This is a genomic window from Methylobacillus pratensis, assembly GCF_054072455.1.
This window is the reverse complement of record NZ_JBSUSR010000002.1, coordinates 260052-285925: the sequence shown is the minus strand read 5'-3', so window position 1 is coordinate 285925 and position 25874 is coordinate 260052. Positions and strand designations below refer to the sequence as shown.

The window sequence follows — 25874 nt, the reverse complement described above, 5'->3', positions numbered from 1 at the left end:
CTCTAGTTTTCTGGCTGAATTCGCTGTTTTTTGAATACACGCTTTAATGTTGCGGATTATCCGCCGACCACAACATATAGTGAGTGAATGGAAAGTTATGTCATTTTATTGTGTTGGTCAAGGATGTTTTTTGGTGCATGAAAGAAAGGGAATGCATCGGAAAGAGGCAGGCGGGGTGCATGCCTTTTACCTGCAATGTCTTGGCGCAGGGTGAGTCCTTGCTTCGCTTTATTTTGCTGCCTGGAAAGTATTGGCCGGGCGGGTCAATCGAATTTTCAGACAGTGATCAAATATAAGCAGGAACTAGGTGTTGGGCAGCTGAGCCTGCCCAGTTTCGCGTAATTTTATGCCCGAACGACTTCATCCACGTCATTGGCGATGGCGGCATACAAATCGCGCGTAGCCGCCAGCGCTGCCTTGTGCACATCGGCCGCTGGAACGATGCTGCCATCCGCACCAGGAAGCGCCCGGGTTGCGGTGGCACTGGCGACCACGGTAGGCGCATATCCCAGGTTGAAGCCGCCATGCGCGGTGGAGTTGATGCACATGTGCGTCATGAAGCCTGCCAGCACAATGTTGTGGATGCCCTTGGCCTTCAAGACCTCATCCAGGTTCGTTCCGACAAAGGAATTGGGATAATGCTTGGTGATGATCGCTTCACCTTCAATGGGGGCGACCACGTCCGCGATCTTGCCGATATGGGCGCGAATGTCATATGGCGTACCTTCGCCTGCATCATGCTGGATATGAATCACGGGCACTTCGAGTTCGCGTGCCTTCTCCAATAGGCGCCTGGCCTCCTGCAGTGCAGGCTCTACTCCTTCCAGTGCCATGATGCCTTCGCGGTAGGTGTTCTGGCAGTCGATCAGAATCAGGGCTGAATCGGCTAATAATGCCGGTGTCTGCCCTAGCCCGGTCAAATCTCTCAATGTTGTGGTCATGGCTTCTCTCCTCTTTCCATGGGTTGGTATTGTTGTCCTTCTCAACGACGTGATGAAGGCTGGATATTCAACTGCCAGTATAAAGAGATCAGCTGATGTTGGTGGCTGAAATGAATTTGCTAGGGAGATATGTATCAAGAAAAACCCGGCAGTGTGCCGGGTTTCAATAGAGCCAGCTAGGTTTTGCTGGCTTGATTGGTGTGGAAAATCCAGGGCCGGGATTTTAGAATTTCCAATGGCCGACAATCTGGCCCGTGACTGCGCTATAGCCAGTTGTGCGTTCTCCGTCGAGCTGCAATGAAAGCGAAAAATCTTCAGTCCGTTGGAAACGCAGCGCACCGCCGAGGCTGTAAGTGTTCCTGGCGATTTCCTGGCCTTCCGTTTTAAACGATGCTCCACCGCCTATGAAGTTGGTGGTGGCATTCAAGCCGTCATTCTTGAAGTCATGACGCCATCCGAGTTGAACGGCCGGGAGCATGCGGATACCGTTGGATAGTTCGACATCGCTCGAGAACTTGACCGCGACTAAACTGCGAACCCGGTCGGCGGATTCATCCTGATATTTCAGAGCAAGCGGGCTGCCGCCCTTTTCCGTGTAGCCATCCTGCTTGAGATTGATCCACTCCAAGCCCACAATCGGCGTGATGGTTGAACGGCTGCCAAACGTCAATGGGAAGCCGATATTCACGCGGGCAGCGAGCTGATCGCCGTCATAGCTGCCTTTGGCGATGCCGCTGATCGCGGTATTTCTAGAGCTGTCGTAGTTTTGCCGTGCATAAGCCAGCATGCTTTCCAGATACCATTTGCCGAAATCTTTTGCGGCATAAGCCGTTAATTGATAGGTCTTGATATCGCTACGATCCCCATCGCGGAAATCGCTCATATTGACGTTGGTCTTTGCGTAAGTGAAAGCGCCGCCTACTACCCAGTTGTTATCCAGCAATGTATCGCCGCCAAACGCCATACCGGCGGTGCTCATGTTGTAACCTGCAAAGCCGGAGCGCATATCCTGGTTGCCGCGTCCGCCAAATACTTTGGTCCAGAAGCCGTGTTTTTTCAAGGTGCTGGTGAATATGGTGGATAAATCGCCATTGGCTGCAAGCTTAACCTTGCCTGCTTTGAGGTCTTCAGCGAGCGAGGTCTGGAAGCCGTCGATCCGCAGGGTGTCCAGCCGCATCTGCACCGTATCCAAGTTGCCGGAAATGGTTTGTGCCGCGGCAAAACCGGATGCCTGATTGGTATTGGGCGCGATGCGGTTCAATGCCGCCGTTTGTTGTTCCTTGGATAGCAATACCAGGTCTGCCAGGGCATTGCTCATGGAAGTGTTGGCATTGCCTACGAGACTATCCAGTACGCCAGCAGCGCCTGAGCTGTGAGTCGTGGAATTGGGGGTGAACAGGCCACCGCCGAGTATCGAGGCATCCAGGATGACGGAGCTGGAAAGGATGATCAAGTCTACCGGTGCCCATTCCAGCGTGGGGCTGGCAATAGGAATGTACGTGAACGTATAAGTGCCAGGTGTCAGGTTGCTGAAGGTGGCGCCTTGCCATGATTGTGCAATGTGACCGGAAGTTGTTGGTGTGGCAACCAATGTGGTGCCATCGGAGTAGAAATTGGTGACCCCATCAATCAGCCCGGCAGGTTTGTCGGTCACGAGCAGGGAAAAGGATACGGTGGATGAATAGCTGTTGGGTCCGCTTACCTCAAGACTTCCTTCTGTGAAAGAGGTATTGGAGTGATACGTACCATACCAGAATGTCACTGCGCCTGGGCCGGCGTTTTCATAGCCGACGGATGAAGTGTGCGCATATAGCGTTTGTGAAAACAACGCGCTAATGATCGTTGCAAGCGTTAGCTTCTTCTTAAGGCCTTTAGCCGACATTAAGCCATTTTGATGTGGCTGATTCATGAGTTCCTCCCCCGAATAACAATATGTATATTTAATGCAGTGCATCAGGCACGTGCCGGGATGCTAGCAAAGGGGCGGGGGAGAAAACCTAAAGAAACCTACAAAGCAAAGAGTTAATCGGCGATGGTGATGCTGGCGCAGAGCTGGTAGCCGTAGTTGCGGATGGCCTGGATAGGGTTCAAGTCTGGTTGCGGGCTGATCTGCATGAGTTTTTTCCGTAGCCGCACAATCAGCACCTCGAGCGATGCCTTGCTGTAATCGGGATGGTCGCGTCCCGCCACCTCGAGCAATTGCCAGGTTTCCAGGCGCTGGTCGGGCGCGCGCAGCAAGGCCAGGACCACAGAAGCTTCCTGGGAGTTGAGGGAGACGCTGGCTTGGTGCAGTACCAGCTGGCGCGTCCTGGAATGGAGCGTCAGGCACGACTGGCTTTGGCCTTGCTGCGGCCTCACCCGCCTTGCCAGCGCGTTGATGGCGCTGTTCAGCTCTTCCAGCGCGGCGGGTTTGGTCAGGTAGATGTCGGCGCCTTGGTCGTAGCCTGCCATTTTGTGTTCTGCGAGATTGTTGGCGCTGACGATGATGATGCCGACATTGGGATGAATCTGGCGGATGCGGCGGGTCAGGGTGAGCCCGCTTTCGCCAGGCAGGTTGAGGTCGATGAGCATCAAATCGATGCACTGGATATTCGGGTGCTCGTACAGCGCCTCGGCCGATTCCAGCCCGGTGACGTGGTGTCCCTTGCCGGCAAGGGCGTTGACGGTGACTTCTCTCAATGCGTCGTGGTCTTCCACGACCACGATGTTCAATTGGGTAGCCATAGGATGAATCTGATACGGTGGTGATACACGCTTGCGTTCAGCGAACCGTTCAATGATAACGCCACTGCGCGCGACAGATAAAGCCCGAGGCCGAATCCGGTGTGCTTGCTTGAGTTGGCTTCACGGTAATATTTGTCGAAGATGCGGATGAGGTCGGGAGGCTGGTCCACGCTGTTCTCGAATGAAACGGCGACGCCGCTCCTGCCGTCGTTTTCTGTCTGGGCGTTGATGCGGATGGAGATCGGGCTGTCGGCGGGCGAGTATTTCAACGCGTTTTCCAGCAGGTTGCGGAGCATGAGCCGCAACATCATCCGATCGCAGCGGAATGGCCCGGTGAAGTGCATGGAAAGCTCTACGCGGTTCGTGCATGCATATTCGCCGATCAATGCCTGCAAGATGGCATCGGGGGAGCACATTTCGTAATTGACCTGGACGCGTTGCTCCTCCAGTTTGTTGATCTGGGCGCAACGGTCGATCATGCTGCTGATGTCGCCGATGCTCTGCTCGATGTGATGCTTTGACGTTCCGCTCAGCCCGAGCGAATCCAGCGATAGGCGGATGACGGCCAATGGCGTCTTGAGCTCATGCGTGATCATGGCCATGAAATATCCCATCTCGTCGCGTTTCTGCCGTTCGAAACTCAATTCCTGCTGTGCCAGCCTGAGCGACAGCTTGGCATTTTCAGACTCCTTGCGCATGGCGTTCGAACGCTGTTGCAGGATGATATAGAGCAGGAGGCCCGAGATCATGCTATGGCCCAGGATGGCATTCAGGTGCCACTCGGTGGCGGACGACCAACCAATGATCGGCAAGGTTGCAACGGCAAGGGACAGGGTATGGAGCCCATAGATGATCCTCAGCGTTTTGCGGCTCGGGCTGTTCTCCTTGCTTGCCGTCATGGCCAGGATCAAGAACAGCGGCACGGCCGTGAGGACGAGGTAGGCGTTGAACTGCAGCGCTTCGCGGGCATGCCCGTTGAACAAGCCATACATGAGCACCGGGTAGGATAATGCCATCGCGAGCAAGGCATGCAGTGCGGTCTTGTTGGGCCGGTATGCGGATAGCTGGACGTAATGGAACAGGATGCTGATCCATACGGTAGTCAGGATAATGATGCTGGTCAGGGTGTCGTTGAGTGCCGGGTGCGCTTGCGGAACGAACGGCGCCAAATAGCCGAACAAGGCCAATGCGTAAGCCATGTGGCTGGCCTGGTAAATCGTGAACAGCCCCATGGTCAGGTCGGGCCGGGCGATGAAGCTGTTGGCCGACCAGACGCCCAGCCAGAGCATGATGGCGAGATAGAACACCATCATGAGGTGTTGACGCATCTCCTTCAGGTTGGCGTCGGCATGCGTCAGCGCCTCCACATACATCAATGATGTGCTGGTGGTGTGCAGCTTGAGGTAGTACACCGTCGGAACGGGCTGCCCGTCGATGACGAAACCGTGGGTAATGGCATTGTGGCGCTCGCGGTCCCGGTAGGCGTAGCGATCGCCGGCAACCTTGGACAACCATGTGCCGGGCCGCTGCGGATCCTGGTAATAGAGTGTGGCTTCATCGAGGTAGGTGGGCCGTATCCTGAGTTCGATGCTTTTCTCGGAGGTCGGGGCCACGACAATGCGCATCCATTGCGTGGCGGGCGTATAGCCGGCGATGAGGAGGTTTTTCACCGGCTTGAAGTCCTGCCGCTGGACCTGGCCGATATCCAGCTGGCCGCTGGGGTCGCTGAAGACTTCACGCTTGGCGATCAGGCCGTTGGCGTGGGCGCTGCTTATCCAGCCCACGCAAAGCAGCAAGAGGAAAACGAAGGTTCTTGGAGTCACTGCTGTCAGGTAGAGGCAAAAATCACGAAGCGTGATTATGCCCTGTATTCATGCGAAAATTGGCTGATGCCGCGCCTAATTTACACCTTCCTGATTTATCTCCTGTTGCCTTTTGCCCCTTTGCGTTTGCTGTGGCGCGGTATGCGCCAGCCGGAATATCGTTGGCACTGGGGGGAAAGGTTCGGTTTTTTCAAGACGCCGGTGACCAAGCCCGTCATCTGGATGCATTGCGTGTCCGTCGGGGAAACCCGTGGCGCGGCGCCCTTGATCAAGCTGCTGCAACAGCGATATCCGCAATACCAAATCCTCATTACGCATGCGACGCCCACCGGGCGCGAGGCGGGGGAGCAATTGTTCGGCGACAGCGTGTTGCGCTGTTACCTGCCTTACGACACGCCGGGCGCGGTTGCGCGGTTCCTCGGGCATTTCCAGCCCAGGCTGGGCATGCTGATGGAAACCGAACTGTGGTTCAACCTGATTGCAGGCTGCAAGGCGCGCCATATTCCCATCCTGCTGGTGAATGCGCGGCTTTCCGCCAAATCGGCCCAGGGATATGCACGTTTGGGACGTTTGGCCCGCAACGGCTTGCGGCAATTGACGGCGATTGCGGCGCAGACCGCGCAGGATGCCGAGCGCTTGCAGGCATTGGCGGGCGGCGGGGCAGGGAAGCTGCCGGTTGAGGTCACCGGCAACCTCAAGTTCGATGTCACGCCGCCGGCAGCCGCCGCGGAATTGGGTACTGCGTTGCGCGGCTATTTCGGCAATGCGCGGCCGGTGTTTCTTGCCGCGAGCACGCGAGACGGCGAGGAGGCCATGATCCTGGATGCGGTTGCCGCGGCAAAAATACCGCAGTTGCTGACCGTCATCGTGCCGCGCCATCCGCAACGCTTCGACGAAGTGGCCAACCTGTTGACGCGGCGCGGCATCCATTTCTTGCGCCGCTCCAAGCTATTACAGGCAGTGCCCGCCAATGTGGAGGTTGTGCTGGGCGACAGCATGGGGGAAATGTTCGCCTACTATGCGTCCTGCGATGCCGCCTTCATCGGCGGCAGCTTGCAAGCGCTGGGCGGGCAGAACCTGATCGAGGCCAGCGCCATGAGCAAGCCGGTGCTGGTCGGCCCGCATACGTTCAACTTCGCCGCAGCGACGGAAATGGCGATCGCAGCGAAAGCGGCCTGGCGCGTGCAGGACGTGGCAGACCTGGCGCGGGCCTTGCAGCGCCTATTCGGCGATCCGGAGCTTCGCCAGTCCATGAGCTGGAAGGCGCTGGAGTTCAGCGCCAGTGCGGGAGGCGCTACGCAACGCATTGCTGATTTGGTGTCGCGCTACCTGCCCGATAGGTAATCCCGGCCCGACTGGGCCGGATTACCGCACCAGCCGGGAAATCGCCTTGAAGGCTTCGCCTTCGGCAACACCCAGCCACTCGAACACGATGGATTCCGCATTGCTGACGATCACGCCAGCCTGGCGCAGCCGCAGCAAGGCATTGGCCTTGTTGGCCGGATCGCGCGACAGTATGGCATCTTCCGCCACGATCACCTGGTAACCGTGCTGCTGCAATTGCAGTGCGGTTTGCAGCACGCAGATATGGGCTTCCATGCCTGCAAGCACGATTTGCGGCCTGTCAGCGTGCAATTGCTCTCGGAACGCGGGCACCGCGTAACAGGAAAACGCGGTTTTCTCTATCCTGCAGGCATGGCCCAAGCTGTCTTGCAGGATAGAGATCGTATTGCCCAGGCCCTTGGGATATTGCTCGGTACCGATGGCGGGCACGTCGAGCAGGCGGGAGGCCTGCAGCAAGATGTCGCAATAACGTGTCACCGACGTTATGGCATGCTGGTCCATGGCGGCGGCGAGCCCTTCCTGGACGTCGATGACGACGAGCTGGCTAAGGGAGCGTACGGCTAAATCGGTGGCAGGCATGGACTTGTTCCCGGGTCTATCGTTGCTCAGTCCAACAATTGGCTGGTCAGGACCAGTCGCTCGTTGACTTCGCTCAAGTCGGCCTCATTCAGCAGGCCGACGGCATATCTCAGCCGGAGCACATTCATCAGGTAGTTGTAGCGCGATTGCAGCAAGTCGCGCTTGGCGGTGAACAATTGCTGCTGGGCATTGAGTACGTCCACGCTATTGCGCACCCCGACCTCGTAGCCCAGGTTGGTGGAATCCAGTTGGCTCTGGCTGGAGCTGAGCGCCTGTTCATAGGCCTGGACCTGCGCCACGCTGCCGGTGAGGTTCAGGTAGGCCTGGCGCGTATCCAGTTCGGATTTCCTGCGTGCAGCCTCGACTTCGTCCTGGGCCCTTTGCTGGTTGGCGACGGCTTCGCGTACGCGGGAGCTGACAGCCCCGCCTTGGTACAGCGGAATGTTCAGCCTGAGGCCGATGGTGGCGTTCTGCAAATCGCTGCCGAAGCCATTGGGACTGCCGCTCGCACGGGTGTCGGCATAGCTGCCCACCATGTCCAGCGTTGGCCAGTGCCCTGCGCTCATGCGCTCGACTTCTTGCGTGGCGAGCCGCAGCGCTTCCTGCTGGATGCTCAGCGTCAGGTTGTTCTGTACGGCAAGGTTGACCCATTGCTCCATGTCCAGCGGCTGGGGCGAGCGGGTTTTCAGGTCCTGGCGCACCGTGGCAAGGCGCTCGGGCAACCGGCCCGTGATGGCCTGCACCGCGCGTTTGCGCACCTCGTAATCGTTGAGAACGGTGATTTCCTGGGCCTTGAGCAGATCGAACCTCGCCTGGGCCTCATTCACGTCGGTGATGGTGGCGGTGCCCACCTCGAAATTGGCCTTGGCTTGTTCCAGTTGTTTGGAAATCGCCGCTTTCTGGCTGTTGATGAGGTCGATCTGGTCCTGCGCCATGAGAACGTCGAAATAGGCCTGGGCGCTGCGCAGCATCAACTCCTGCTGCGATTGGATTAATTGCTTGTCCGCCTGTGAGACCTGGGTTTCCGCCTGTTTCATCTGCACCCAGTTTTCCTTGCGCAGGATGGGCTGGCTGAAGTTGACGCCGAAGCCGAAGGTGTCGAAGGACTCCCTGCCCGCGTTGCGGAAAATGGCGTTCTGTCCAAGATAGCGGATGTCGGTCTCGGAATGGCTGGCATCCGTCGTGAAGTTGACGGTGGGACGGTACAACGCTTTGCCCTGCTCGATTTTCTCCTGCGCCGCCAGGTTGCCGCTACGTGCGGCGGCCAGCGTCGGGTCGTTGGTCAAGGCGATTTCGTAGATGTCGAGCAGGTTCTGCCCATTGGCGGCGGCTTGCGCCTGGAACGAGGCCAGGCCGGCTACGGCAATGATGAATAATAGGATGTGGGCAACTCTCATGGCAGTCATCTCAGGAGTATCTGTATAATACCTTGTCAGGGTTGGTTGTCCGGCATTCTAACCCGATACCAGGCGGCATACAGTGCCGGCAGCGACAATATCGTCAACACGGTGGCGACGGTCAATCCTCCCATGATGGCGACCGCCATCGGGCCGAAGAAGGTGTTGCGCGTGAGCGGTATCATCGCCAGGATCGCCGCCGCGGCGGTGAGCATGATGGGGCGGAAGCGGCGCACGGCGGATTCGACGATGGCCTCCCATTCGGGCTTGCCTGCGCGTTTGTCCTGCTCGATCTGGTCCACCAGGATCACCGAGTTGCGCATGATCATGCCCGACAGGGCAATGGTGCCCAGCATCGCGACGAAGCCGAAAGGCTTGTTGAAGATGAGCAGGGCGATGGTGACGCCGATCAGCCCGAGCGGTGCGGTCAATACCACGAGGAAGGTGCGGGAGAGGCTTTGCAATTGCAGCATGAGGATGGTCAGCACGGCAAAGATAAATAGCGGCACGCCCGCCGCCACGGATTGGCCGCCCTTTGCCGACTCTTCCACGGCGCCGCCTGTTTCCAGGCTGTAGCCCAGCGGCAAGTGCTGACGTAGCTCGACCAGCTGTTTTTCAACCTGGCCGGAGACCACCGGCGCCTGCAGGTCGCCGATCAGGTTGGCGCGTACCGTGATGGTGGGCGTGCGGTTGCGGCGCCAGATCACGGCATCCTCGAAACCCGGGGTGATGGTCGCCAGTTGCGACAATGGTACGCTGGTGCCGGCGCTGGTGGGCACCATCAATTCAGGTAGGTGCGAGAGATGGGTGCGTTCCAATGTGTCGCCGCGCAGCACCAGGTCTATGCGCTCGATGCCTTCGCGGAACTCGGTGACGTAAAGCCCGCGCATTGCGGCATTGAGCAGGTTGGCAATATCTGTGGAGCTGACGCCGAGCAGCCTGGCCTTGGATTGGTCGACTTCTATCTTCATCACCTTGCTAGGCTCTTCCCAATCCAGCTGCACATTGCTGAGGTTGGGGTTGCGGCGCATGATGTCGGCCACCTGGTGGCTGATGTCGCGGATTTTATCCACGTCGGGCCCGGAAACGCGGAACTGCACGGGGAAGCCGACCGGCGGCCCGTTCTCCAGGCGCAATACCGAAGCCCGGAGCGCGGGAAAGTCGGTATCGAACAAATGCAGCAGCTTGCCGCGCAGCGCCTCGCGCTCGGCATTGCCATCCGTCAGGACGACGAACTGGGCGAAGCTGCGCTGCGACAATTGCTGGTCGAGCGGCAAATAGAAGCGCGGGCTGCCGCTGCCGATATAGGCCACGTAGTTTTCTATGCCGGATTGTCGTTGCAGCCATTGTTCCAGCTTTTTCACCTCGGCATCGGTGGCGGCGTAGGAGGAGCCTTCCGCCAGGCGCAGGTCGATGATCAGCTCGGGCCTGGTGGAATCCGGGAAGAACTGCTGTTGCACCAGCCCGAAGCCCGCGACCGAGGCGATGAAGAGCAACACCGTGACAATGATGACAATCCAGCGGTGGCGCACGCATTGGGTGATGAGGCTGCGCAGGCGCCGATAGAAGCGCGAATCGTAGATATCGGCCTGCTCGCCCGCGGCCATGTGCTGCAAGTGGTGCTCCCTGCGCTCGGCGAGGCGTCGGCTAATACTCGGGGCGATGCGTTGCAGCCAACGCGCCATGCGGGACGGTGGCTTGGCCGCTTGCTGCCTGTAGTCGGGTAGCAGGTAGTAGCCGAGGTAGGGGACGAAGATCACGGCGGCCACCCAGGAGGCCAGCAAGGCGATTGCCGATACCTGGAAGATGGAACGCGTGTATTCGCCCGTGGAGGACGCGGCTGTGGCGATCGGCAGGAAGCCGGCCACGGTGACTAGCGTGCCGGTGAACATGGGGATGGCGGTGGAAGTGAAGGCGAAAGAAGCGGCTTTCATGCGTTCCCAGCCCTGCTCCATTTTCGAGGACATCATTTCCACTGCGATAATCGCGTCGTCCACCAGCAGCCCCAAGGCGAGGATCAATGCGCCCAGTGAAATCTTGTGCAGGCCCACGCCGAATATCTCCATCAGCAGGAAAGTGACGGCAAGGACGACCGGAATCACGATGGCGACCACGATCCCGGTGCGCAACCCCAGGGACAGCAGGCTGACTCCCAGTACGATGACCAGGGCCTCGACCAGCGAGCGGACGAAGTCATCGACGGAGTGGACAACGGCCCGGGGCTGGGACGAGACGGTGTCCAGGCTGAGGCCGACCGGGAGCTGGGCGTCGATGCGCGCGACGGCGTTATCCAGCGAATGGCCGAGCTGGATAATGTCGCCGCCATGGTTCATGGCGACCCCGAGCAATAGGGTTTCCTTGCCCATGTAGCGCACGCGCGCAGTGGGCGGGTCTTCAAATCCCCGGTAGATCTTGGCGATGTCGCCAAGGCGGAACTCGTTGCCGTTGGCGCGCAGTTTCAACTCGCGCAAGTTGTCCAGCCGGTCGAAGCGCCCGCTCACCGCAAGCCGGATATGCTCCGGCCCGCTGTCGTAAGCCCCGGCGCTATTGACCTGGTTCTGTTGCTGCAGCGTTTCCAGCAGGATGCTGGTGCTGATGCCCAGCGTCGCCAGCTTGGCATTGGCCAGCTCGACATAGATGCGCTGCGGTTGCTCACCGAAAAATTCCACCTTGGCGACATCCTTGATCTTGAGCAACTCGCCGCGGATGGATTCGGCTTGTTCCTTCAACCTGGCATAGTCATAGCCTTCCCCGTGCAGGGCGTAGAGGTTGCCGTAGACGTCGCCGAACTCGTCATTGAAGAACGGGCCTTGAATGCCGTCCGGCAATGTATTGCGGATATCGCCGATCTTTTTTCTCGCCTGGTACCAGACATCCGGCACGGCGGATGGCGGCGTGGAGTCCTTGGCCAGGATGAAAATCAGGGATTCCCCAGGGCGTGAGTAACTGCGCAGGATATCGAGGTAGGGCAGCTCCTGCAGCTTCTTTTCGAGTTTGTCGGTGACCTGCTGCTCCACTTCGTGGGTGCTGGCGCCTGGCCACATCGTGCGCACCACCATCACCTTGAAGGTGAAGGGCGGGTCCTCCGACTGTCCGAGCTTGGTATAGGCCAGCATGCCGGCCAGGGTCAGCACCAGCATGAAGTAAAGCACCAGGCTGCGATGCTCGAGCGCCCAGCTTGAGAGATTGAAGGATTGGCGCTGGTCGTTCATTGGTTGACCTCGGTTTTGACCGGAGTGACCACTTGCCCTTCGTTGAGGGTATGCACACCCGTGACGACGAGGGTTTCATCGCCCTTGAGCCCGGAAACGATGCTGACTCCCTGCTCGCTATAGCTGCCTATGCCGACCGCCCGCGAATGCACTTGATTGTTCGCCTCCACGACCCAAACCTGCGCCTGGCCATGTTGCTCCGACACGGCGGTGCTGGGCAGCACGAATTCGTGTTGCTCGCCTCCCAGCCGTGCGCCTGCCGTCATGCCGATTTGCACCTTGTCGTCGGCATCCAGCAACGATACCTGGGTCTTGAAGGTGCGGGTCGCAGGATCGGCGGCGGGGGCGATTTCCCTGATGCGTCCCTGGTAGGTCTGGTCGCGGTTCGACCAGAGGCGCACGACAGCGCTTTCTCCTACCTTGATGTTTTGCATGCGGGATTCCGGGACGGCGATCTGCACTTCCAGTGCTCCCGGCACGGCTACTCGGGCAATCACCTGGCCGGGATTCACTACCTGCCCAGGCTCTGCGTCGATGGCGGTAACGATACCGTCTCGTTCTGCGGCCAGCGTGGTGTATTGCGCCTGGTTGCTTGCAACCCGGACCTGCGCTTGCGCCTGCTGTACCTGGGCCAGGCTCGATTTCAGGCGCGTTTCAACCGAATCCAGCGCTGCCGCGGAAATGAAGCGCTGCTCGAACAGCTGCCGCTGGCGCTTGCTGTCGGCCTCAGCCAGTGCCAGCTGCGCCTCTGCGGAATGCAATGCGGCCTGGGCGGATGCTAGCGACAGCCTGTTGTCCTCGGCATCCAGCCGCGCCAGTACTTGTCTCTTCTTGACATGGTCGCCGATTTCCACGTGACGCTGGATGATCTTGCCGGCAATGCGGAAGCCTTGAGCCGACTCATAGCGAGGACGCACTTCGCCGATAAGCCACTGGCCATGGTCGCTATGCTGTGCGGCATCTAGCTGCATGACGAGGGCGGGCCTCGGTGGCGGCGTTTCAGATGACGGCTTCTGGCAGGCAACCAATGCCGGGATGGCGAGCGTCAACAGCCATGGATTAATTTGTGTTCGGGAGAATGGTAGAGGCATATCGATACCTAGTGCTTGGAATGGGGCCTGGTGAGGCCTTGGATCATGGCGTTTTGCATGAGGGAAACGCGCTGGTCTATTGGCTGCCAGTCAACCCAGTCGTCTCCCGCCATGCCGATTTCCAGGGCGCATACCCCATGGATGCCCGCCCATAACGTCTGGGCGATCAGGTCCATGTTGGCCAGGTCGGCACGGAATACCTGTTGTTCAAATGCCTGCTGCACCATCGAGCGCAGTAAGGCGTAAGCGTCCTGCTCGATATTGCCTTGGCGCAGCTTGGATTTGTCCTTGCTGTTGCTTGGCTTGGGCGTCATGAACATGAAGCGGTAGTGATTGGGATAGGCCAAGGCGAAACGGGAATAGGCGCTGCAGAGCTCCTTCAACTGCTGTACTGCGTCGGGCGCCGCGTCTGCATTGATATTGCGCAGGTCGTTCGCCAATATCAGGGAGTCGTGATCGCACAAGGTTTGCAACAGGTCGTTCTTGTCCTTGAAATACAAATAGATGGTGGTGGGCGAATAGCCGACCCGTTTGGCGATCTCGCGCATGGAGACTGCCTCCACGCCATGCTGTACAAACAGGTCGCGGGCGGCGTCGAGAATCAGCTTCTGCAATTGCTGGCGTTCTTCTAAGGTTTTGACTCTAGGAGGCATGCGCTGGAAACATGGACATCATCAAGGATGATTATTAAACGCTGTTAACTTAACGGTGTCAATTTGTAGTTTGAGCAAGGGAAGAATCGAGAGCTAGTTAAGCAGGTTTGCAGGAGAACGCGACTCTGACGCAAGCGTCTATGCTACTTGATTGGCAGTACAATAAAACGGGAGCTAAGCTCCCGTTTGATCTACTTAGAAGCTGAATTTTTCCGGCTGAGGGGCGTTTTCGAGCTGAGGGAGCGTGGTCTCGAAAATCACGTCCTGCCGCAAACTGTCTTCGCTGATCCGCCGCACGATGGTGGCTTCCATCACCGGAGGTTCACCGATGACGGCAAACAGCCTGCCGCCGATATGCAGTTGTTTGGTTGCCAGCGGTGGCAGCGCCAACGAACCAGTGAAAACGATCACGTCATAAGGGCCGTTGTCCGGCCACCCGCGCGCGCCGTCGCCTACATGCAGCGTCACATTGCTGATTTGTTGCTGGAGCAGCCTCGCATTTGCCTGGTGGCTAAGCTCGGCGTTGATCTCGATGCTGTGCACCTCTTGCGCTAGGGAGGCAAGCAAGGCGGTGAAGTAGCCGCTGCCGGTGCCGATTTCCAGCACTTTATCGGTCGGCTTGATTTCCAGCGACTGCAGGACGCGGCCTTCCATCTTGGGGGAAAGCATGGTCTGGCCGAAACCGATGGGGATTTCGATATCGGCAAACGCCAAGCCGCGATATTGCTCGGGGACAAACGCTTCGCGCGGCACGCGGCCCAGAAGGTCGAGCACGGTGCCGTCAAGCACCTCCCAGGGGCGGATCTGCTGCTCTATCATGTTGAAGCGGGCTTGTTCTACATCATGGTGCATCGCAATTGTCCTTATCCATCGCATGGCTATCGGTCTGCCGATTATAGCGCCAGACGGCAGAGTTTCAAGCTGGATCGCGTGACCTGCCAGCTTTAGGCACATGCTGCTCTGCATCAACTGTGCATTGTCCACAATAATCTTGATCGAATCAGGGTTTTAACGTACATTCCTTCCATCGCTAGGGGTCTGCTGTTGCACGCTGAGGCATGCAATGGCAGTGAGAATTACCCTTTGAACCTGATGTGGATTATCCCACCGTAGGGAAGCGCAGTTTGGTTTGATGGGGTGATTTCTATTTTTATTCCCCTGTCGGTACTCCAAAAACGCTTCCCGCATTTTGGAGACTTGAATGAACGCCACCGACAAAAACCTGCAGCAGAATTTCCTCAATGCCACCGCCCAGGTCGACCCTGGCGCAACGCAGCCTTTTACCAATTCCCGCAAGATCTATATCGAAGGCTCGCGCCCCGACATCCGCGTTCCTTTCCGCGAGATCAGCCTGTCGGATACGCCGTCGGCATTCGGCGCCGAGAAGAACCCGCCGGTGATTGTCTACGACACTTCCGGTCCTTACACCGATCCTGAAGTCAGTATCGACATCCGTAACGGTTTGCCCGCCTTGCGCGCTGGCTGGATTGCCGAGCGCGGCGATACCGAGCAACTGGACGGCCCGACTTCCAGCTACGGGCTGGAACGGCTGAACGACCCCAAGCTGGCCGACATGCGCTTCAACCTGCACCGCAAGCCGCTGCGCGCCAAGGCAGGCAGAAACGTGTCGCAGATGCACTATGCGCGCCAGGGCATCATCACCCCGGAGATGGAGTTCATCGCCATCCGCGAGAACCAGCGCCGCGAAGGCATGAGTGAGCTTTTACAGACCCAGCATGCCGGACACCATTTCGGTGCTTCCATTCCTGAAACCATCACGCCTGAGTTCGTCCGGGACGAAGTGGCGCGCGGCCGGGCGATCATTCCCGCCAACATCAACCACCCTGAAATCGAGCCGATGATCATCGGCCGCAATTTCCTCGTGAAGATCAATGCCAATATCGGCAATTCCGCCGTGAGTTCAAGCATAGGCGAAGAGGTGGAGAAGATGGTTTGGGGCACCCGCTGGGGCGGCGATACCGTGATGGACCTGTCCACCGGCAAGAACATCCACGAAACTCGTGAGTGGATCATCCGCAACTCCCCAGTCCCGATTGGCACAGTCCCGATTTACCAGGCGCTGGAGAAGGTCAACGGCAAGGCCGAGGACCTCACTTGGGAAATCTTTCGCGATACTTTGATTGAGCAGGCGGAGCAGGGCGTGGATTACTTCACCATCCATGCCGGCGTGCGTTTGCAATACATCCCGATGACCGCTAAGCGCATGACTGGGATTGTCAGCCGCGGCGGCTCCATCATGGCGAAGTGGTGCCTGGCGCATCATAAAGAGTCTTTCCTCTATGAGCATTTCGAGGACATCTGCGAGATCATGAAGGCCTATGACGTCAGTTTTTCGCTCGGCGACGGCCTGCGTCCCGGCTCGATCTACGATGCCAATGACGAAGCCCAGTTTGCCGAGCTGAGAACCTTGGGTGAATTGACCCAGATTGCCTGGAAGCATGACGTGCAGACCATGATCGAAGGCCCTGGCCACGTGCCCATGCACATGATCAAGGAAAACATGGACTTGCAGCTGGAGCATTGCGGCGAGGCCCCGTTCTATACTCTGGGACCTTTGACCACCGATATCGCACCCGGCTACGATCACATCACCTCCGGCATCGGCGCCGCGATGATAGGCTGGTACGGTTGCGCGATGCTGTGCTACGTCACGCCGAAGGAGCACCTGGGCCTTCCGGACAAGGAAGACGTGCGCGTCGGCATCGTCACCTACAAGATTGCGGCGCATGCCGCCGACCTGGCCAAAGGTCACCCCGGCGCGCAGATTCGCGACAACGCCCTGTCCAAGGCGCGTTTCGAGTTCCGTTGGGAGGACCAGTTCAACCTCGGCCTCGATCCTGAGAAAGCCAAGGAATTCCACGACGAGACCCTGCCGCAGGAAGGCGCCAAGCAGGCGCATTTCTGCTCCATGTGCGGCCCGCACTTTTGCTCGATGAAAATTACCCAGGACGTACGCGAATATGCCGACAAGCTTGGCGTGGACGAAGAGGCGGCGCTGAGCAAGGGCATGCAGGAAAAGGCGATCGAGTTCGTCAAGCGCGGCAGCGAGGTTTATCAGAAGGTTTGATGGCAGGTATTGCCATGCATGAAGTAACGGCCAGTTTAACTGGCTGCTTTTATGTCAACACAGTGCTGTGGTGTCTTATCCAGTCTGCAAAAGCATCTTCACTGAGGTTCCCAGCAGCGACATCCAGCATGGTGAGCACCTTGTCTGTATCGGTTGCTGTGAGATCAAAACCGTTCAAACGTAAGAACAGTAACGTCGCCACAAATGCACTGCGCTTGTTGCCATCGGCAAAGGGATGGTTTCGAGCGATGCCATAGCCGTAGGCCGCTGCAAGTGCGGCGCAATCCGGAGTGCCATAGGCAGCCAAATGCTCGGGGCGAGCCAACGCAGATTCCAGCAAGCCCTGATCGCGGATACCCCTTAATCCGCCGTGCTCGGCCAATTGTTCGTCATGGACGGCAAGAATGATGGGCAGGGGAATCCATACCCAGTCACCTTTGTTCATTTTGCTAATTCACGCAGGACGGCGCGGTTTTCCTTCATGATCTTGCGTGCAAGTTCCATTTGCCGTTCGAATTCTTCATTATGTGGTGTAATGCTGAAACCATCGGGCGTTTCGGTGACAAATAACTCATCACCTTTTTCCAGTTTGAACTTGCCAAGCAATTCTTTGGGCAGGATCACGCCCAGCGAATTGCCGATTTGCGTCAGTTTGAGTGTGGACATGGCGATTGCCTCATGAATGTTATAACTTTGGTTATAATACACAAGTTTCTCAGGCGTTCCAATGCATTGATGCGTCAGTCCTGATTGCGATAGCCTGCTATGCTAAAATCACGCCATGACCACGCTTAAATTGAAACCCGGTGCAGCAACTTCGCCGAAGAATCCTGGCAAGCCGCCGGTACGCAGGGCCGACCCCGCCAAGCGTTCGCGTACGTCGGCGCCAGAATATGTGGCGAAGGCTTCGCCGGCAGCCGTTGCAGAAGCGAAAGAACCGGTAAAAAAAGAGCCAGCAAAACCTGTTTCCGCGACTGGACGAAGAGCAGCAGGGCCCGGTAGCACTGGTAGGAGTAATGCCGCTGGCAAATCTCTATCTGCGACAAAGCCACCAGCGCAGCGGCCAGCATCCGCCAGGAAGCCTTATGGCAAAAAAGACGATAATCCTCGCCAGTTTGCTGACCGAGACACGCCGCGTCGTGGCGGCAAGCAACGTGACGGATTCGAGCCTGGCGAATTCAATCAGGACCGGAAGACCAATCCCAGGTTTTCGCCCAAGCCGGTTCCCAGCCAGCCTGAATTGCCCAGGCTTTCCAAACGCATGGCCGAGCTCGGCCTGTGCTCGCGCCGCGAGGCGGATGAGTTCATCGCCAACGGCTGGGTGACGGTGAATGGCGAGGTGGTCGACGTGCTGGGTACGCGCGTATCGCCCGATGCCGAGATCAAGGTCAGCAAGGAGGCGCACAAACACCAGGCGGAGATCGTCACCATCCTGCTGCATAAGCCGGTAGGCTATGTCTCCGGCCAGGCGGAAGACGGTTATGAGCCTGCCGTGGTTTTGGTCCATCCGGACAACCAGTGGGAGGAAGACCCGACCCAGACGATATTCAAGCGCGGACATTTACGCGGGCTGGCGCCTGCCGGGCGACTGGACATCGATTCCACCGGCTTGCTGGTACTGACCCAGGACGGCCGCGTGGCGCGTCAGTTGATCGGTGAGGATTCGACGATCGAGAAGGAATACCTGGTGCGCGTCACCGGGACGCTCAGCGAGGACGGGCTGAAAAAGCTCAATTACGGCCTAAGCCTGGATGGGGTCAAGCTCAAGCCAGCCAAAGTGTCATGGCAGAATGAGGACCAGTTGCGTTTCGTGCTGCGCGAGGGGCGCAAGCGCCAGATTCGCCGCATGTGCGAACTGGTCGGGCTCACGGTGGTCGGACTCAAGCGCGTGCGTATCGGCAGCGTGGCCCTGGGCAAGCTGCCTGTGGGGACTTGGCGCTATTTGCGGCCGGGAGAACGATTCTAAAAGGAAGGGCGAGAGCACTGCTCTTGAGGCTCCGGGCTGGCAACATGGATTTTAAAAGGAATATCGAATGGGACTTTTGGACAGTATTGCAGGCTCGGTGATGAGCAAGGTGGCTGGCAGCAGCGGCAACCCGATGATACAGGCCGGGCTGGAGCTGATAAGCAATTCCGGCGGCCCGCAGGGTGTGCTGGACAAGCTGCGTGAGCACGGCCTGGGTACCGAAGTGGAGTCCTGGCTTGGGTCGGGCAGCAACCTGCCTTTGAGTGCACAACAGGTGCTGCAGGTATTTGGTGCAGAATTGCTCAAGTCGATGGCAGCGCAGTTTTCTATGCCTACCAATGATTTCAGCAGCAAGCTGGCGGAGTACCTGCCCCAGGCCATCGACAAGCTGAGCCCGGATGGTCAGTTGCCTAGCAGCCAGGCGGAATTGATGGCGCGGGCGTTTTCCCTGCTCAAAGGCTGATCGTTGTCGCAAGACGGAGGGAAAGCGCTCCGTACTGTATGGCAGGCATGCAGCATGGCCCATGCTGATTATCAACAATAAAGACGAAACGACATGGATTTTTTACTATTACTCAAGGCGCTCATCCTCGGGATTGTGGAAGGCGCTACGGAATTTCTTCCCATCAGCAGTACCGGCCACTTGATCATCATTGGCGACTTGCTTGGCTACAATGATGACACCAGCAAGGTGTTCAAAATCGTCATCCAACTAGCTGCTATCCTTGCCGTGTGCTGGGACTACCGCGAACGCCTGATCAAGGTCGCCATCGGTCTGCCCACGCAGCCGTCCGCGCGGCGCTTTGTCGGGATACTGTTTATCGGCTTCCTGCCGGCTGCGGTGCTCGGCTTGATATTCCACTCCACTATCAAGGAACTGCTGTTCAACCCGATTACCGTTGCCACTGCCCTGGTAGTTGGCGGGCTCATTATCCTATATGTGGAAAAGCGTACCTATCATCCGCGCATTAACGATGTGGATGAAATGCGCTGGGGCGATGCGCTCAAGGTCGGTTTCGCCCAGGCGCTGGCGATGATCCCCGGCACTTCGCGCTCGGGAGCCACCATCATGGGCGGCTTGATCTTCGGTCTGTCGCGTAAGACGGCGGCGGAGTTCTCTTTCTTCCTTGCCATTCCCACGATGTTTGCCGCCACTGCCTACGACTTGTACAAAAACTGGGCGCTGCTGCGGCTGGAAGATCTGCCGGTGTTCGCGGTTGGCTTCATCGCCTCCTTTGTCGCCGGCATGTGGGCAGTGAAGAGCTTCATTAAGTTCATCTCCAACCATACTTTCGTCGTATTCGCCTGGTATCGTATTGTCTTCGGCCTGGTTGTGCTGGCGACCTGGTATTTCGGCTGGGTGGAGTGGTCTGAAGTCTGACGGGAGCAGCGCGATGATCGTCTACCTACGTGCGTTGCTTGTTCATGCGATGGTCGGTAGCTTATTGTTCTTGCGCAATCAAAACAGGATAGGTTAATGAATAAAATCCTTAAGTATTCCTTGTTTAGCCTCGGCGGAATCGTTCTGGTGCTGGTCATCATCGTGGCGGTGTTCGCCGCCACCTTCAACCCGAACGACTACAAACCCATGATCGTGCAACTGGTCAAGGACAAGAAGCAGCGCACGCTCAATATCGAAGGCGACATCAAGCTTGCATTCTGGCCCAAGCTGGGTGCGGACCTGGGCAGGATTTCCCTCTCCGAGCACAATAGCGATAAAGAATTTGCCGCCGTGGAGGGACTCAAGGTCTCCGTGGCGCTGATCCCGTTATTGAAGAAAGAGCTGGTGGTCGATGCGGTCTATGTGGATGGCGCGCGTGCCAATATCGTGCGCTACCAGGACGGCAGCACCAATTTCGACGACTTGCTGAGCGAAGACAAGGACGAGCCGTCGCAGGAAATCAATTTTGATATTTCCAGCATCAACGTCAGCAATTCCGCCGTGAGCTTCCACGACGAGGCAGCCGGCAACACCTATGCCGTCAAGCAGTTCAACCTCAAGACCGGGCGCGTTGCGCTTGCCACGCCATTCGACCTTGCGAGCGATTTCGAAGTGAGCGCGAGCGCGCCGAAGGTGGAGGCTAAGGTCAAGCTGCAAGGCAACTTCATGGCCGATGTCGAGAACCAGCATTTCGCCGCGCAAAAGCTGGATGCCGTGATCAAGGGCAATATCGCGGATGTGCAGGATGCGGACATTCGCCTGACAGGCGACGTAGATGCGCGCCCTGAAAACATGGAATTCCTCGTGAACGGCCTCAAGCTCGCGTTTTCCGGCCAGCTTGCCGATGCCAAGCTGGTGGCGGATTTCGCTGCGCCCAAGCTGGTAGTGCGTCAGGATGAAGTGTCTGGCGACAAGGCCGAACTGGCCTTCAGCCAGGAAAAAGCAGGCGACAGCATCAAGGCCCAACTGGTGTTGGCGGACATCAAGGGTTCGCCAAGGGAGCTGCAAAGCAGCGGCGTCAATGGCGAGTTCAGCCTCAAGCAAACCGACCGCAGCGTGGAAAGCAAGTTCTCATCGCCATTCAAGGGCAACCTGGAAGATTTGGTGTTCGAGCTGCCCAAGCTGGCAGGCAAGATAGACATCAAGGACAAGGCCTTGCCGAAAGGCGCTGCCCAGGGCGAGTTCGCCTTCAAGCTGCTGGCTGACGTCAAGCAGGAAAAGGTAGACAGCGATTTCAGCCTGGATGTCGAGGACACCAAGCTCAAAGGCGACGTGGCCGTGGCCGGCTTTGCCAAGCCCGATATCCGTTTCAACCTCAATGGCGACAAACTGGACTTGAACAAACTGCTGGGCAATAGCGCAGCCAATGCCAAACCGGCGCAGAAAGCCGCAAGCAAGCCGGCGGCCGAGCCGTCCGCGCCCGATCTTTCCGCATTGAAAGACCTGCTGTTGCAGGGCAATGTGAATATCGGCAGCATCGTCTACGAGAAGTTCCGCCTGGCTGGGCTCAAGCTCGGCATCAAGGCCGACGGCAAGACGCTCAATATCAATCCGTTCAACGTGAAGCTCGACGAAACCACGATCAACGGCAAGTTCGGTATCAGCCGGTTCGAGCGGCCGATCTATCATTTCGACGTCGATATCGACAAGCTGGATGCGGACCGCTATATCACCGACTCCGAAGCGAAGCCTGCGAAACCGGCGCCAGCCACGGCGAGCAAGCCGCAGGAAGACGCCCCCATAGACCTGAGCGCATTGCGGCAATTGAATGCGGACGGCGAGCTGCGCATCGGCTCGCTCAAGGTGGCCAATGTCAAAAGCACCAATGTGCGCATCAAGCTAAAGGCGGACTCGGGGGTGGCCGAACTCGCCCCTTTTTCCGCTAACCTCTACGAGGGCTCCATGAACGGCGCCCTGACGGTTGACGCCCGCAGCATGCCGAATATCGCGATTAAGCAAGACATGAAGAGCATCGCGATCGGCCCCTTGCTGACAGATGCCATCAACAACGACATGCTCAACGGCAAAGGCAGCCTGAATCTCGATATCACCACCAGCGGCGATACCGTGAATTCCCTCAAGAAAGGGCTGAACGGCAAGGCCGCACTCAACCTCAAGGACGGTGCGGTCAAGGGCATCGATATTGCAGGGACGCTGCGTGGCGCCAAGGACAAGCTCAATGCGCTCAAGGGCAGCACCAGCGTCACGGGCGACAAAAGCAAGCAGACGGATTTCAGCGAAATGTCCGCCAGTTTCAATATCAAGAACGGCGTGGCGCACAATGACGACCTCGACATGAAGGCGCCGTTGTTCCGCATTGCGGGCAACGGCAGCGTCGACATTGCCAACGAAACCCTGGATTACCTTGCCAAGCCTACTGTCGTCGCTTCCCTCAAGGGCCAGGGCGGGGCGGGCCTGCAGGAGCTCAACGGCCTCACCGTGCCGGTCAAGCTCACCGGGACCTTCACTAAGCCAGCCTACGCCATCGACTTTGCCGGGCTGGCTGCCGCCGTGGCCAAGAACAAGTTGCTGGAAGGCGCCGGCGGCGCCAAGGGCGAGGCGGTAAAGAACCTGTTGGAAGGCAACCGTGAAGAAGCGGTGAAATCCCTGCTCAACAAGAAAAGCGACCAGAGCAAGGACGAAGCCGGCAGCGAGGCCCCGCCTGCCTCCTCTGAGGACAAGGTCAAGCAGAAACTCCAGAACCTGTTTGGCCGTTGAAATGAATCTCGCTGAGATGAACTTCACGCAATACCCTCCCATCGCCGACAGGCTGGTAGCCTGGCAGAAACAGCACGGCCGCCACGACCTGCCCTGGCAGAATACGCACGACCCGTATGCCATCTGGGTGTCGGAGATCATGCTGCAACAGACGCAAGTGGCGGCGGTGATCGGCTACTACCAGAAGTTCATGCGGCGTTTCCCGAGCATTGCCAGCCTTGCGGCGGCCAGCCAGGATGATGTCATGCAGCACTGGAGCGGTCTGGGCTATTATTCGCGCGCGCGCAACCTGCACAAGGCGGCGCAGCAGGTGATGAGCCTGCATGCGGGCGAATTTCCGCGCGATTTCGATGCCATCCAGGCCTTGCCGGGAATTGGCCGCTCCACGGCAGCCGCCATCTCCTCGTTTGCCTTCGGGTTGCCGCAGCCGATACTGGACGGCAACGTAAAACGCGTATTTGCGCGCTATTTCCTGGTCGAGGGCTGGCCGGGTCTGCCTAGCGTCGAGAAAAAGCTGTGGCAGATCGCGGAAGCAATGCAGCCCCAGGCGGAAATGGGCACTTATGCGCAGGCCTTGATGGACCTGGGAGCCACGGTTTGCGTCCGCAGCCGTCCGCGTTGCGCCAATTGCCCATTGCAGGAAGATTGCGGCGCGCTGCTGGCGGAGCGCGTTGGCGAACTGCCTGCTTCCAAGCCGCGCAAAACCATCCCGGAGAAAGCCGTGCAGATGCTGGTGATAACAAATGGAAACCGCGTCTTGCTGCAGAAGCGCCCGGATAGCGGAATCTGGGGCGGGCTATGGAGCTTGCCTGAACTGGAGATCTGCCAGGACGGCCGGGCATGGGGGCGGCAGGCATTCGGCGTGGAGGGAGTTGCGCCGATTTCGCTTGTGCAGTTGACCCATGTATTCACGCATTTTAAGTTGCATATCACCGCCAACCATATGCCTGTGGACGCTGTGCCTTTACAGGCGCGGGAAGCGGGCCTGCAATGGATACCGCTAGATGATGCGATCGACGCCGCGCTACCGGTGCCGGTGCGCAAGATACTGCAGGCCTTGGCTGCGCAGCAACAAGTTGCAAGCCCCGGCCAGCGGCAGTTGGCGCTGGTTTGATGTAGAGCCGCTAAGAGCCTGTTCAATGTCTTTTCATCAGGTACGTTGCCCCGGCAGGGTAGTCGAAGCAAGGCGCAAACCGCAGACGGGCTTATTGCCCGGCGAGGATTTGCAACACAGCAGCGGCCGCGCTGCCGGGGTAACCCGAAGGGCATGGCCCCAAACCGCGCCCGCTCTGCGTTGCAGTCCTTGGCAAGGCATCAGCATTACCTGCGGACTGCGCCTTGACCGGACACGGTTTGGAGCCATGCGTGCCCGATGAAAAGACATTGAACAGGCTCTACATCCTTCTGTCGTTGTTGTCCTGCCGTGCTGTTTGTATTGTCCGCGGAAACCTGGCCAGAATCGCTGCGCTTAATGCGAGTCTAGGTGGCTCTCCTGGCCCTTTGGTCCAGTCTGCGTGATTGCCGCTTGCGCAGCCAGATGATGATGCCTGTCACGCTCAGCATGGCGACAACCGCGCCCATGACTGAAATCAGGATGCGCCCCGGCAATCCCAGGATACGTCCGGAATGCAGCGGAAACTGGGCTTGCATGAAGATGTCTCCTGCGCTGCCTGTGCCGGGAATGCTTTCTCCGACAATGCTGCCGTCCTTGCCGTCGAAATAGAGCCAGGGGTTGCCCAGGCCGCCGTCGCCGTGGTCATTGCCGGCCTCGAAGAACCCCACGCCATAGAGCCCGAAGGCGGGCGAGTAGAACACGGCGCCAGCCGGTGCTGTCCAGCCGCGCTTGCGGGCCTCCGCACGTGCAATCTCAAGGACCTGCTCACGCCGGATGTCCGGCAGCAACGGTTCGTCCTCGGGCTGCGGCATGCGGGATGCGAACGGGCTGGGGCTGAGGCTGGAGAAGGTTTCCACCAACGGCCGCATGACCTGGAAATTCAGGTTCATGGAGACGGAGGTAACGGCTAGCATGAGCAGCAGCAGCCATACCCAGACGCCGCCGGAGCGGTGCAGGTCGAAATTGAGCTTGTAGCCGCCCTGCTTCCAGCGAAAGGCAAACGATTTGCGCCAGGACTTGACGTTGGGAAACGATATCCACAGCGCGATCAGGTTATCGAACACCCAGATGATGGCGATGATGCCCATGAACAGCATGCCGAGTTCCAGGCCCCAGGCATCGGGGATATGCATGCTGTAGTGCAGTTTATAGAGAAACGGCAGCAGGTTCTCGCGCGTCAGCGACACGGCGCCCCATTCGCGCTGGCCTTGGATTTCGCCATTGGCCGGGTTGAGGGCCACCTGGTTGTAACCCAGCGGTTTGGCCTTTCCAGTCGCCGCATCCGGTGTGGCGCTGACGCTCATGCCCAGTGTATGGCCAGGTTCTATGGCAAGCGGCAGATACGTTACCATCAATTGCGGGCGCTCTTGTTCCAACTGGTTGGCAAGCGCCAGTGGGGATTGCGCGGTTCCTTCGCCGGCTGCGTGGAACAATGCGGGGTTCAGCCATTCGTCCAGCTCGTGGTCCCAGGAGATCACGGCACCGGTCAGCCCGGCGATGAAGAGGAACACGGCCATGGCGAGGCCGAACCATCGATGGATGACAACCAGGTATTTACGCATTGAAAAGCAATAATGGGTGGAGGTAAAAGTCGATATTTTATATAATAGATAATGAGTTTTATTAAAAATAATCAAGCGCAACAGTAATTTTGTGCATCTTGTAGGCCGGAATTTCGACTGGCTGCATCAGTATCACCATATCCGATCGGGGAATTTGCACCGCTGGGCAATTCCCTGTCCCACGCCTTGCGTTCGCAGGGTTGCCCGGCATTGCTGAATTC

General features: G+C 58.3%; 20 protein-coding genes and 1 riboswitch. Of the genes, 7 read left to right on the top strand and 13 right to left on the bottom strand.

Translation table 11 applies throughout. The features are described 5' to 3' along the window. Positions 1–344 precede the first annotated feature (344 nt). The 4 genes from ACW4YW_RS05960 to ACW4YW_RS05945 all read right to left on the bottom strand — a co-directional run bounded on the left by ACW4YW_RS05960 (position 345) and on the right by ACW4YW_RS05945 (position 5488). Entirely contained in the window at positions 345–941 is a 597-nt protein-coding gene (locus tag ACW4YW_RS05960; protein ID WP_457136734.1) for a cysteine hydrolase family protein, read from the bottom strand. A 223-nt stretch (positions 942–1164) separates the two neighbouring features. Next, the gene (locus tag ACW4YW_RS05955) at positions 1165–2703 is read right to left on the bottom strand and encodes an autotransporter outer membrane beta-barrel domain-containing protein (protein ID WP_457136733.1); all 1539 of its coding nucleotides are present in this window, start codon (positions 2701–2703) and stop codon (positions 1165–1167) included. Positions 2704–2963: 260 nt separating this feature from the next. Beyond that, the gene (locus tag ACW4YW_RS05950; protein WP_457136732.1) at positions 2964–3665 is read right to left on the bottom strand and encodes a response regulator transcription factor; all 702 of its coding nucleotides are present in this window, start codon (positions 3663–3665) and stop codon (positions 2964–2966) included. After that, a complete protein-coding gene (locus ACW4YW_RS05945) occupies positions 3650–5488 on the bottom strand; it encodes a sensor histidine kinase (protein WP_457136731.1) in 1839 nt (612 codons plus the stop codon). The genes ACW4YW_RS05950 and ACW4YW_RS05945 overlap by 16 nt, the downstream gene beginning before the upstream one ends. Positions 5489–5554: 66 nt before the next feature. Between ACW4YW_RS05945 and waaA the strand changes: the two genes are divergently transcribed. Then, a complete protein-coding gene (waaA, locus tag ACW4YW_RS05940) occupies positions 5555–6832 on the top strand; it encodes a lipid IV(A) 3-deoxy-D-manno-octulosonic acid transferase (RefSeq protein WP_457136730.1) in 1278 nt (425 codons plus the stop codon). Between the two features lie 21 nt (positions 6833–6853). Here the strand turns inward: waaA and ACW4YW_RS05935 are convergent, their stop codons facing one another. The 6 genes from ACW4YW_RS05935 to ACW4YW_RS05910 all read right to left on the bottom strand — a co-directional run bounded on the left by ACW4YW_RS05935 (position 6854) and on the right by ACW4YW_RS05910 (position 14616). Further along, positions 6854–7411 (bottom strand): isochorismatase family protein, encoded by a 558-nt coding sequence (locus ACW4YW_RS05935; RefSeq protein WP_457136729.1) that lies wholly within the window; start codon positions 7409–7411, stop codon positions 6854–6856. Between the two features lie 26 nt (positions 7412–7437). Then, complete coding sequence (locus tag ACW4YW_RS05930; protein WP_457136728.1) at positions 7438–8817, bottom strand: TolC family outer membrane protein; 1380 nt, start codon at positions 8815–8817, stop codon at positions 7438–7440. Positions 8818–8843: 26 nt separating this feature from the next. Continuing rightward, positions 8844–12020 carry an efflux RND transporter permease subunit gene (locus tag ACW4YW_RS05925; RefSeq protein WP_457136727.1) on the bottom strand — a complete coding sequence of 1059 codons (3177 nt, stop codon included), beginning with the start codon at positions 12018–12020 and terminating at the stop codon, positions 8844–8846. Continuing rightward, the gene (locus ACW4YW_RS05920) at positions 12017–13111 is read right to left on the bottom strand and encodes an efflux RND transporter periplasmic adaptor subunit (RefSeq protein ID WP_457136726.1); all 1095 of its coding nucleotides are present in this window, start codon (positions 13109–13111) and stop codon (positions 12017–12019) included. Before ACW4YW_RS05920 ends, ACW4YW_RS05925 begins: the two co-directional genes overlap by 4 nt. Before the next feature lie 8 nt (positions 13112–13119). Continuing rightward, positions 13120–13764, bottom strand: coding sequence for a TetR/AcrR family transcriptional regulator (locus ACW4YW_RS05915; RefSeq protein ID WP_457136725.1), 645 nt, complete (start codon positions 13762–13764; stop codon positions 13120–13122). 195 nt (positions 13765–13959) lie between these two features. Then, positions 13960–14616 carry a protein-L-isoaspartate O-methyltransferase family protein gene (locus ACW4YW_RS05910; RefSeq protein WP_457136724.1) on the bottom strand — a complete coding sequence of 219 codons (657 nt, stop codon included), beginning with the start codon at positions 14614–14616 and terminating at the stop codon, positions 13960–13962. Between the two features lie 170 nt (positions 14617–14786). Next, positions 14787–14897, top strand: a riboswitch (TPP riboswitch). A 68-nt stretch (positions 14898–14965) separates the two neighbouring features. On the opposite strand from ACW4YW_RS05910, the gene thiC reads away from it, so the two are divergent. Further along, positions 14966–16852, top strand: coding sequence for a phosphomethylpyrimidine synthase ThiC (gene thiC, locus ACW4YW_RS05905; protein WP_457136723.1), 1887 nt, complete (start codon positions 14966–14968; stop codon positions 16850–16852). 49 nt (positions 16853–16901) lie between these two features. Here the strand turns inward: thiC and ACW4YW_RS05900 are convergent, their stop codons facing one another. Both ACW4YW_RS05900 and ACW4YW_RS05895 read right to left on the bottom strand, forming a co-directional pair. Then, complete coding sequence (locus ACW4YW_RS05900; RefSeq protein ID WP_457136722.1) at positions 16902–17297, bottom strand: type II toxin-antitoxin system death-on-curing family toxin; 396 nt, start codon at positions 17295–17297, stop codon at positions 16902–16904. Continuing rightward, positions 17294–17518: an AbrB/MazE/SpoVT family DNA-binding domain-containing protein gene (locus ACW4YW_RS05895; protein ID WP_407993321.1), complete on the bottom strand. Its 225-nt coding sequence runs from the start codon at positions 17516–17518 to the stop codon at positions 17294–17296. The genes ACW4YW_RS05900 and ACW4YW_RS05895 overlap by 4 nt, the downstream gene beginning before the upstream one ends. A gap of 115 nt (positions 17519–17633) precedes the next feature. Between ACW4YW_RS05895 and ACW4YW_RS05890 the strand changes: the two genes are divergently transcribed. The 5 genes from ACW4YW_RS05890 to mutY all read left to right on the top strand — a co-directional run bounded on the left by ACW4YW_RS05890 (position 17634) and on the right by mutY (position 24091). Then, on the top strand, positions 17634–18818 hold the full coding sequence (locus ACW4YW_RS05890) for a pseudouridine synthase (protein ID WP_457136721.1): 1185 nt from the start codon (positions 17634–17636) through the stop codon (positions 18816–18818). Positions 18819–18885: 67 nt separating this feature from the next. After that, positions 18886–19281, top strand: coding sequence for a YidB family protein (locus ACW4YW_RS05885; protein ID WP_457136720.1), 396 nt, complete (start codon positions 18886–18888; stop codon positions 19279–19281). 93 nt (positions 19282–19374) lie between these two features. Further along, a complete protein-coding gene (locus ACW4YW_RS05880) occupies positions 19375–20199 on the top strand; it encodes an undecaprenyl-diphosphate phosphatase (RefSeq protein ID WP_457136719.1) in 825 nt (274 codons plus the stop codon). Positions 20200–20295: 96 nt separating this feature from the next. After that, complete coding sequence (locus ACW4YW_RS05875; protein ID WP_457136718.1) at positions 20296–22977, top strand: AsmA family protein; 2682 nt, start codon at positions 20296–20298, stop codon at positions 22975–22977. 16 nt (positions 22978–22993) lie between these two features. Next, entirely contained in the window at positions 22994–24091 is a 1098-nt protein-coding gene (gene mutY / locus ACW4YW_RS05870) for an A/G-specific adenine glycosylase (protein WP_457136717.1), read from the top strand. Positions 24092–24456: 365 nt separating this feature from the next. Here the strand turns inward: mutY and ACW4YW_RS05865 are convergent, their stop codons facing one another. After that, positions 24457–25653, bottom strand: coding sequence for a PepSY-associated TM helix domain-containing protein (locus ACW4YW_RS05865; protein ID WP_457136716.1), 1197 nt, complete (start codon positions 25651–25653; stop codon positions 24457–24459). Positions 25654–25874: the final 221 nt, after the last annotated feature.

Bases quoted from the DNA above. Each gene is read 5' to 3' on its own strand.
- ACW4YW_RS05920 (WP_457136726.1), bottom strand. From the start codon at position 13,111: ATGCCTCTACCATTCTCCCGAACACAAATTAATCCATGGCTGTTGACG.
- ACW4YW_RS05880 (WP_457136719.1), top strand. From the start codon at position 19,375: ATGGATTTTTTACTATTACTCAAGGCGCTCATCCTCGGGATTGTGGAA.
- ACW4YW_RS05925 (WP_457136727.1), bottom strand. From the start codon at position 12,020: ATGAACGACCAGCGCCAATCCTTCAATCTCTCAAGCTGGGCGCTCGAG.
- mutY (WP_457136717.1), top strand. From the start codon at position 22,994: ATGAACTTCACGCAATACCCTCCCATCGCCGACAGGCTGGTAGCCTGG.
- ACW4YW_RS05900 (WP_457136722.1), bottom strand. From the start codon at position 17,297: ATGAACAAAGGTGACTGGGTATGGATTCCCCTGCCCATCATTCTTGCC.
- ACW4YW_RS05915 (WP_457136725.1), bottom strand. From the start codon at position 13,764: ATGCCTCCTAGAGTCAAAACCTTAGAAGAACGCCAGCAATTGCAGAAG.
- ACW4YW_RS05875 (WP_457136718.1), top strand. From the start codon at position 20,296: ATGAATAAAATCCTTAAGTATTCCTTGTTTAGCCTCGGCGGAATCGTT.
- ACW4YW_RS05910 (WP_457136724.1), bottom strand. From the start codon at position 14,616: ATGCACCATGATGTAGAACAAGCCCGCTTCAACATGATAGAGCAGCAG.
- ACW4YW_RS05890 (WP_457136721.1), top strand. From the start codon at position 17,634: ATGACCACGCTTAAATTGAAACCCGGTGCAGCAACTTCGCCGAAGAAT.
- ACW4YW_RS05895 (WP_407993321.1), bottom strand. From the start codon at position 17,518: ATGTCCACACTCAAACTGACGCAAATCGGCAATTCGCTGGGCGTGATC.
- ACW4YW_RS05865 (WP_457136716.1), bottom strand. From the start codon at position 25,653: ATGCGTAAATACCTGGTTGTCATCCATCGATGGTTCGGCCTCGCCATG.
- ACW4YW_RS05885 (WP_457136720.1), top strand. From the start codon at position 18,886: ATGGGACTTTTGGACAGTATTGCAGGCTCGGTGATGAGCAAGGTGGCT.
- waaA (WP_457136730.1), top strand. From the start codon at position 5,555: ATGCCGCGCCTAATTTACACCTTCCTGATTTATCTCCTGTTGCCTTTT.
- thiC (WP_457136723.1), top strand. From the start codon at position 14,966: ATGAACGCCACCGACAAAAACCTGCAGCAGAATTTCCTCAATGCCACC.
- ACW4YW_RS05930 (WP_457136728.1), bottom strand. From the start codon at position 8,817: ATGACTGCCATGAGAGTTGCCCACATCCTATTATTCATCATTGCCGTA.
- ACW4YW_RS05950 (WP_457136732.1), bottom strand. From the start codon at position 3,665: ATGGCTACCCAATTGAACATCGTGGTCGTGGAAGACCACGACGCATTG.
- ACW4YW_RS05935 (WP_457136729.1), bottom strand. From the start codon at position 7,411: ATGCCTGCCACCGATTTAGCCGTACGCTCCCTTAGCCAGCTCGTCGTC.
- ACW4YW_RS05960 (WP_457136734.1), bottom strand. From the start codon at position 941: ATGACCACAACATTGAGAGATTTGACCGGGCTAGGGCAGACACCGGCA.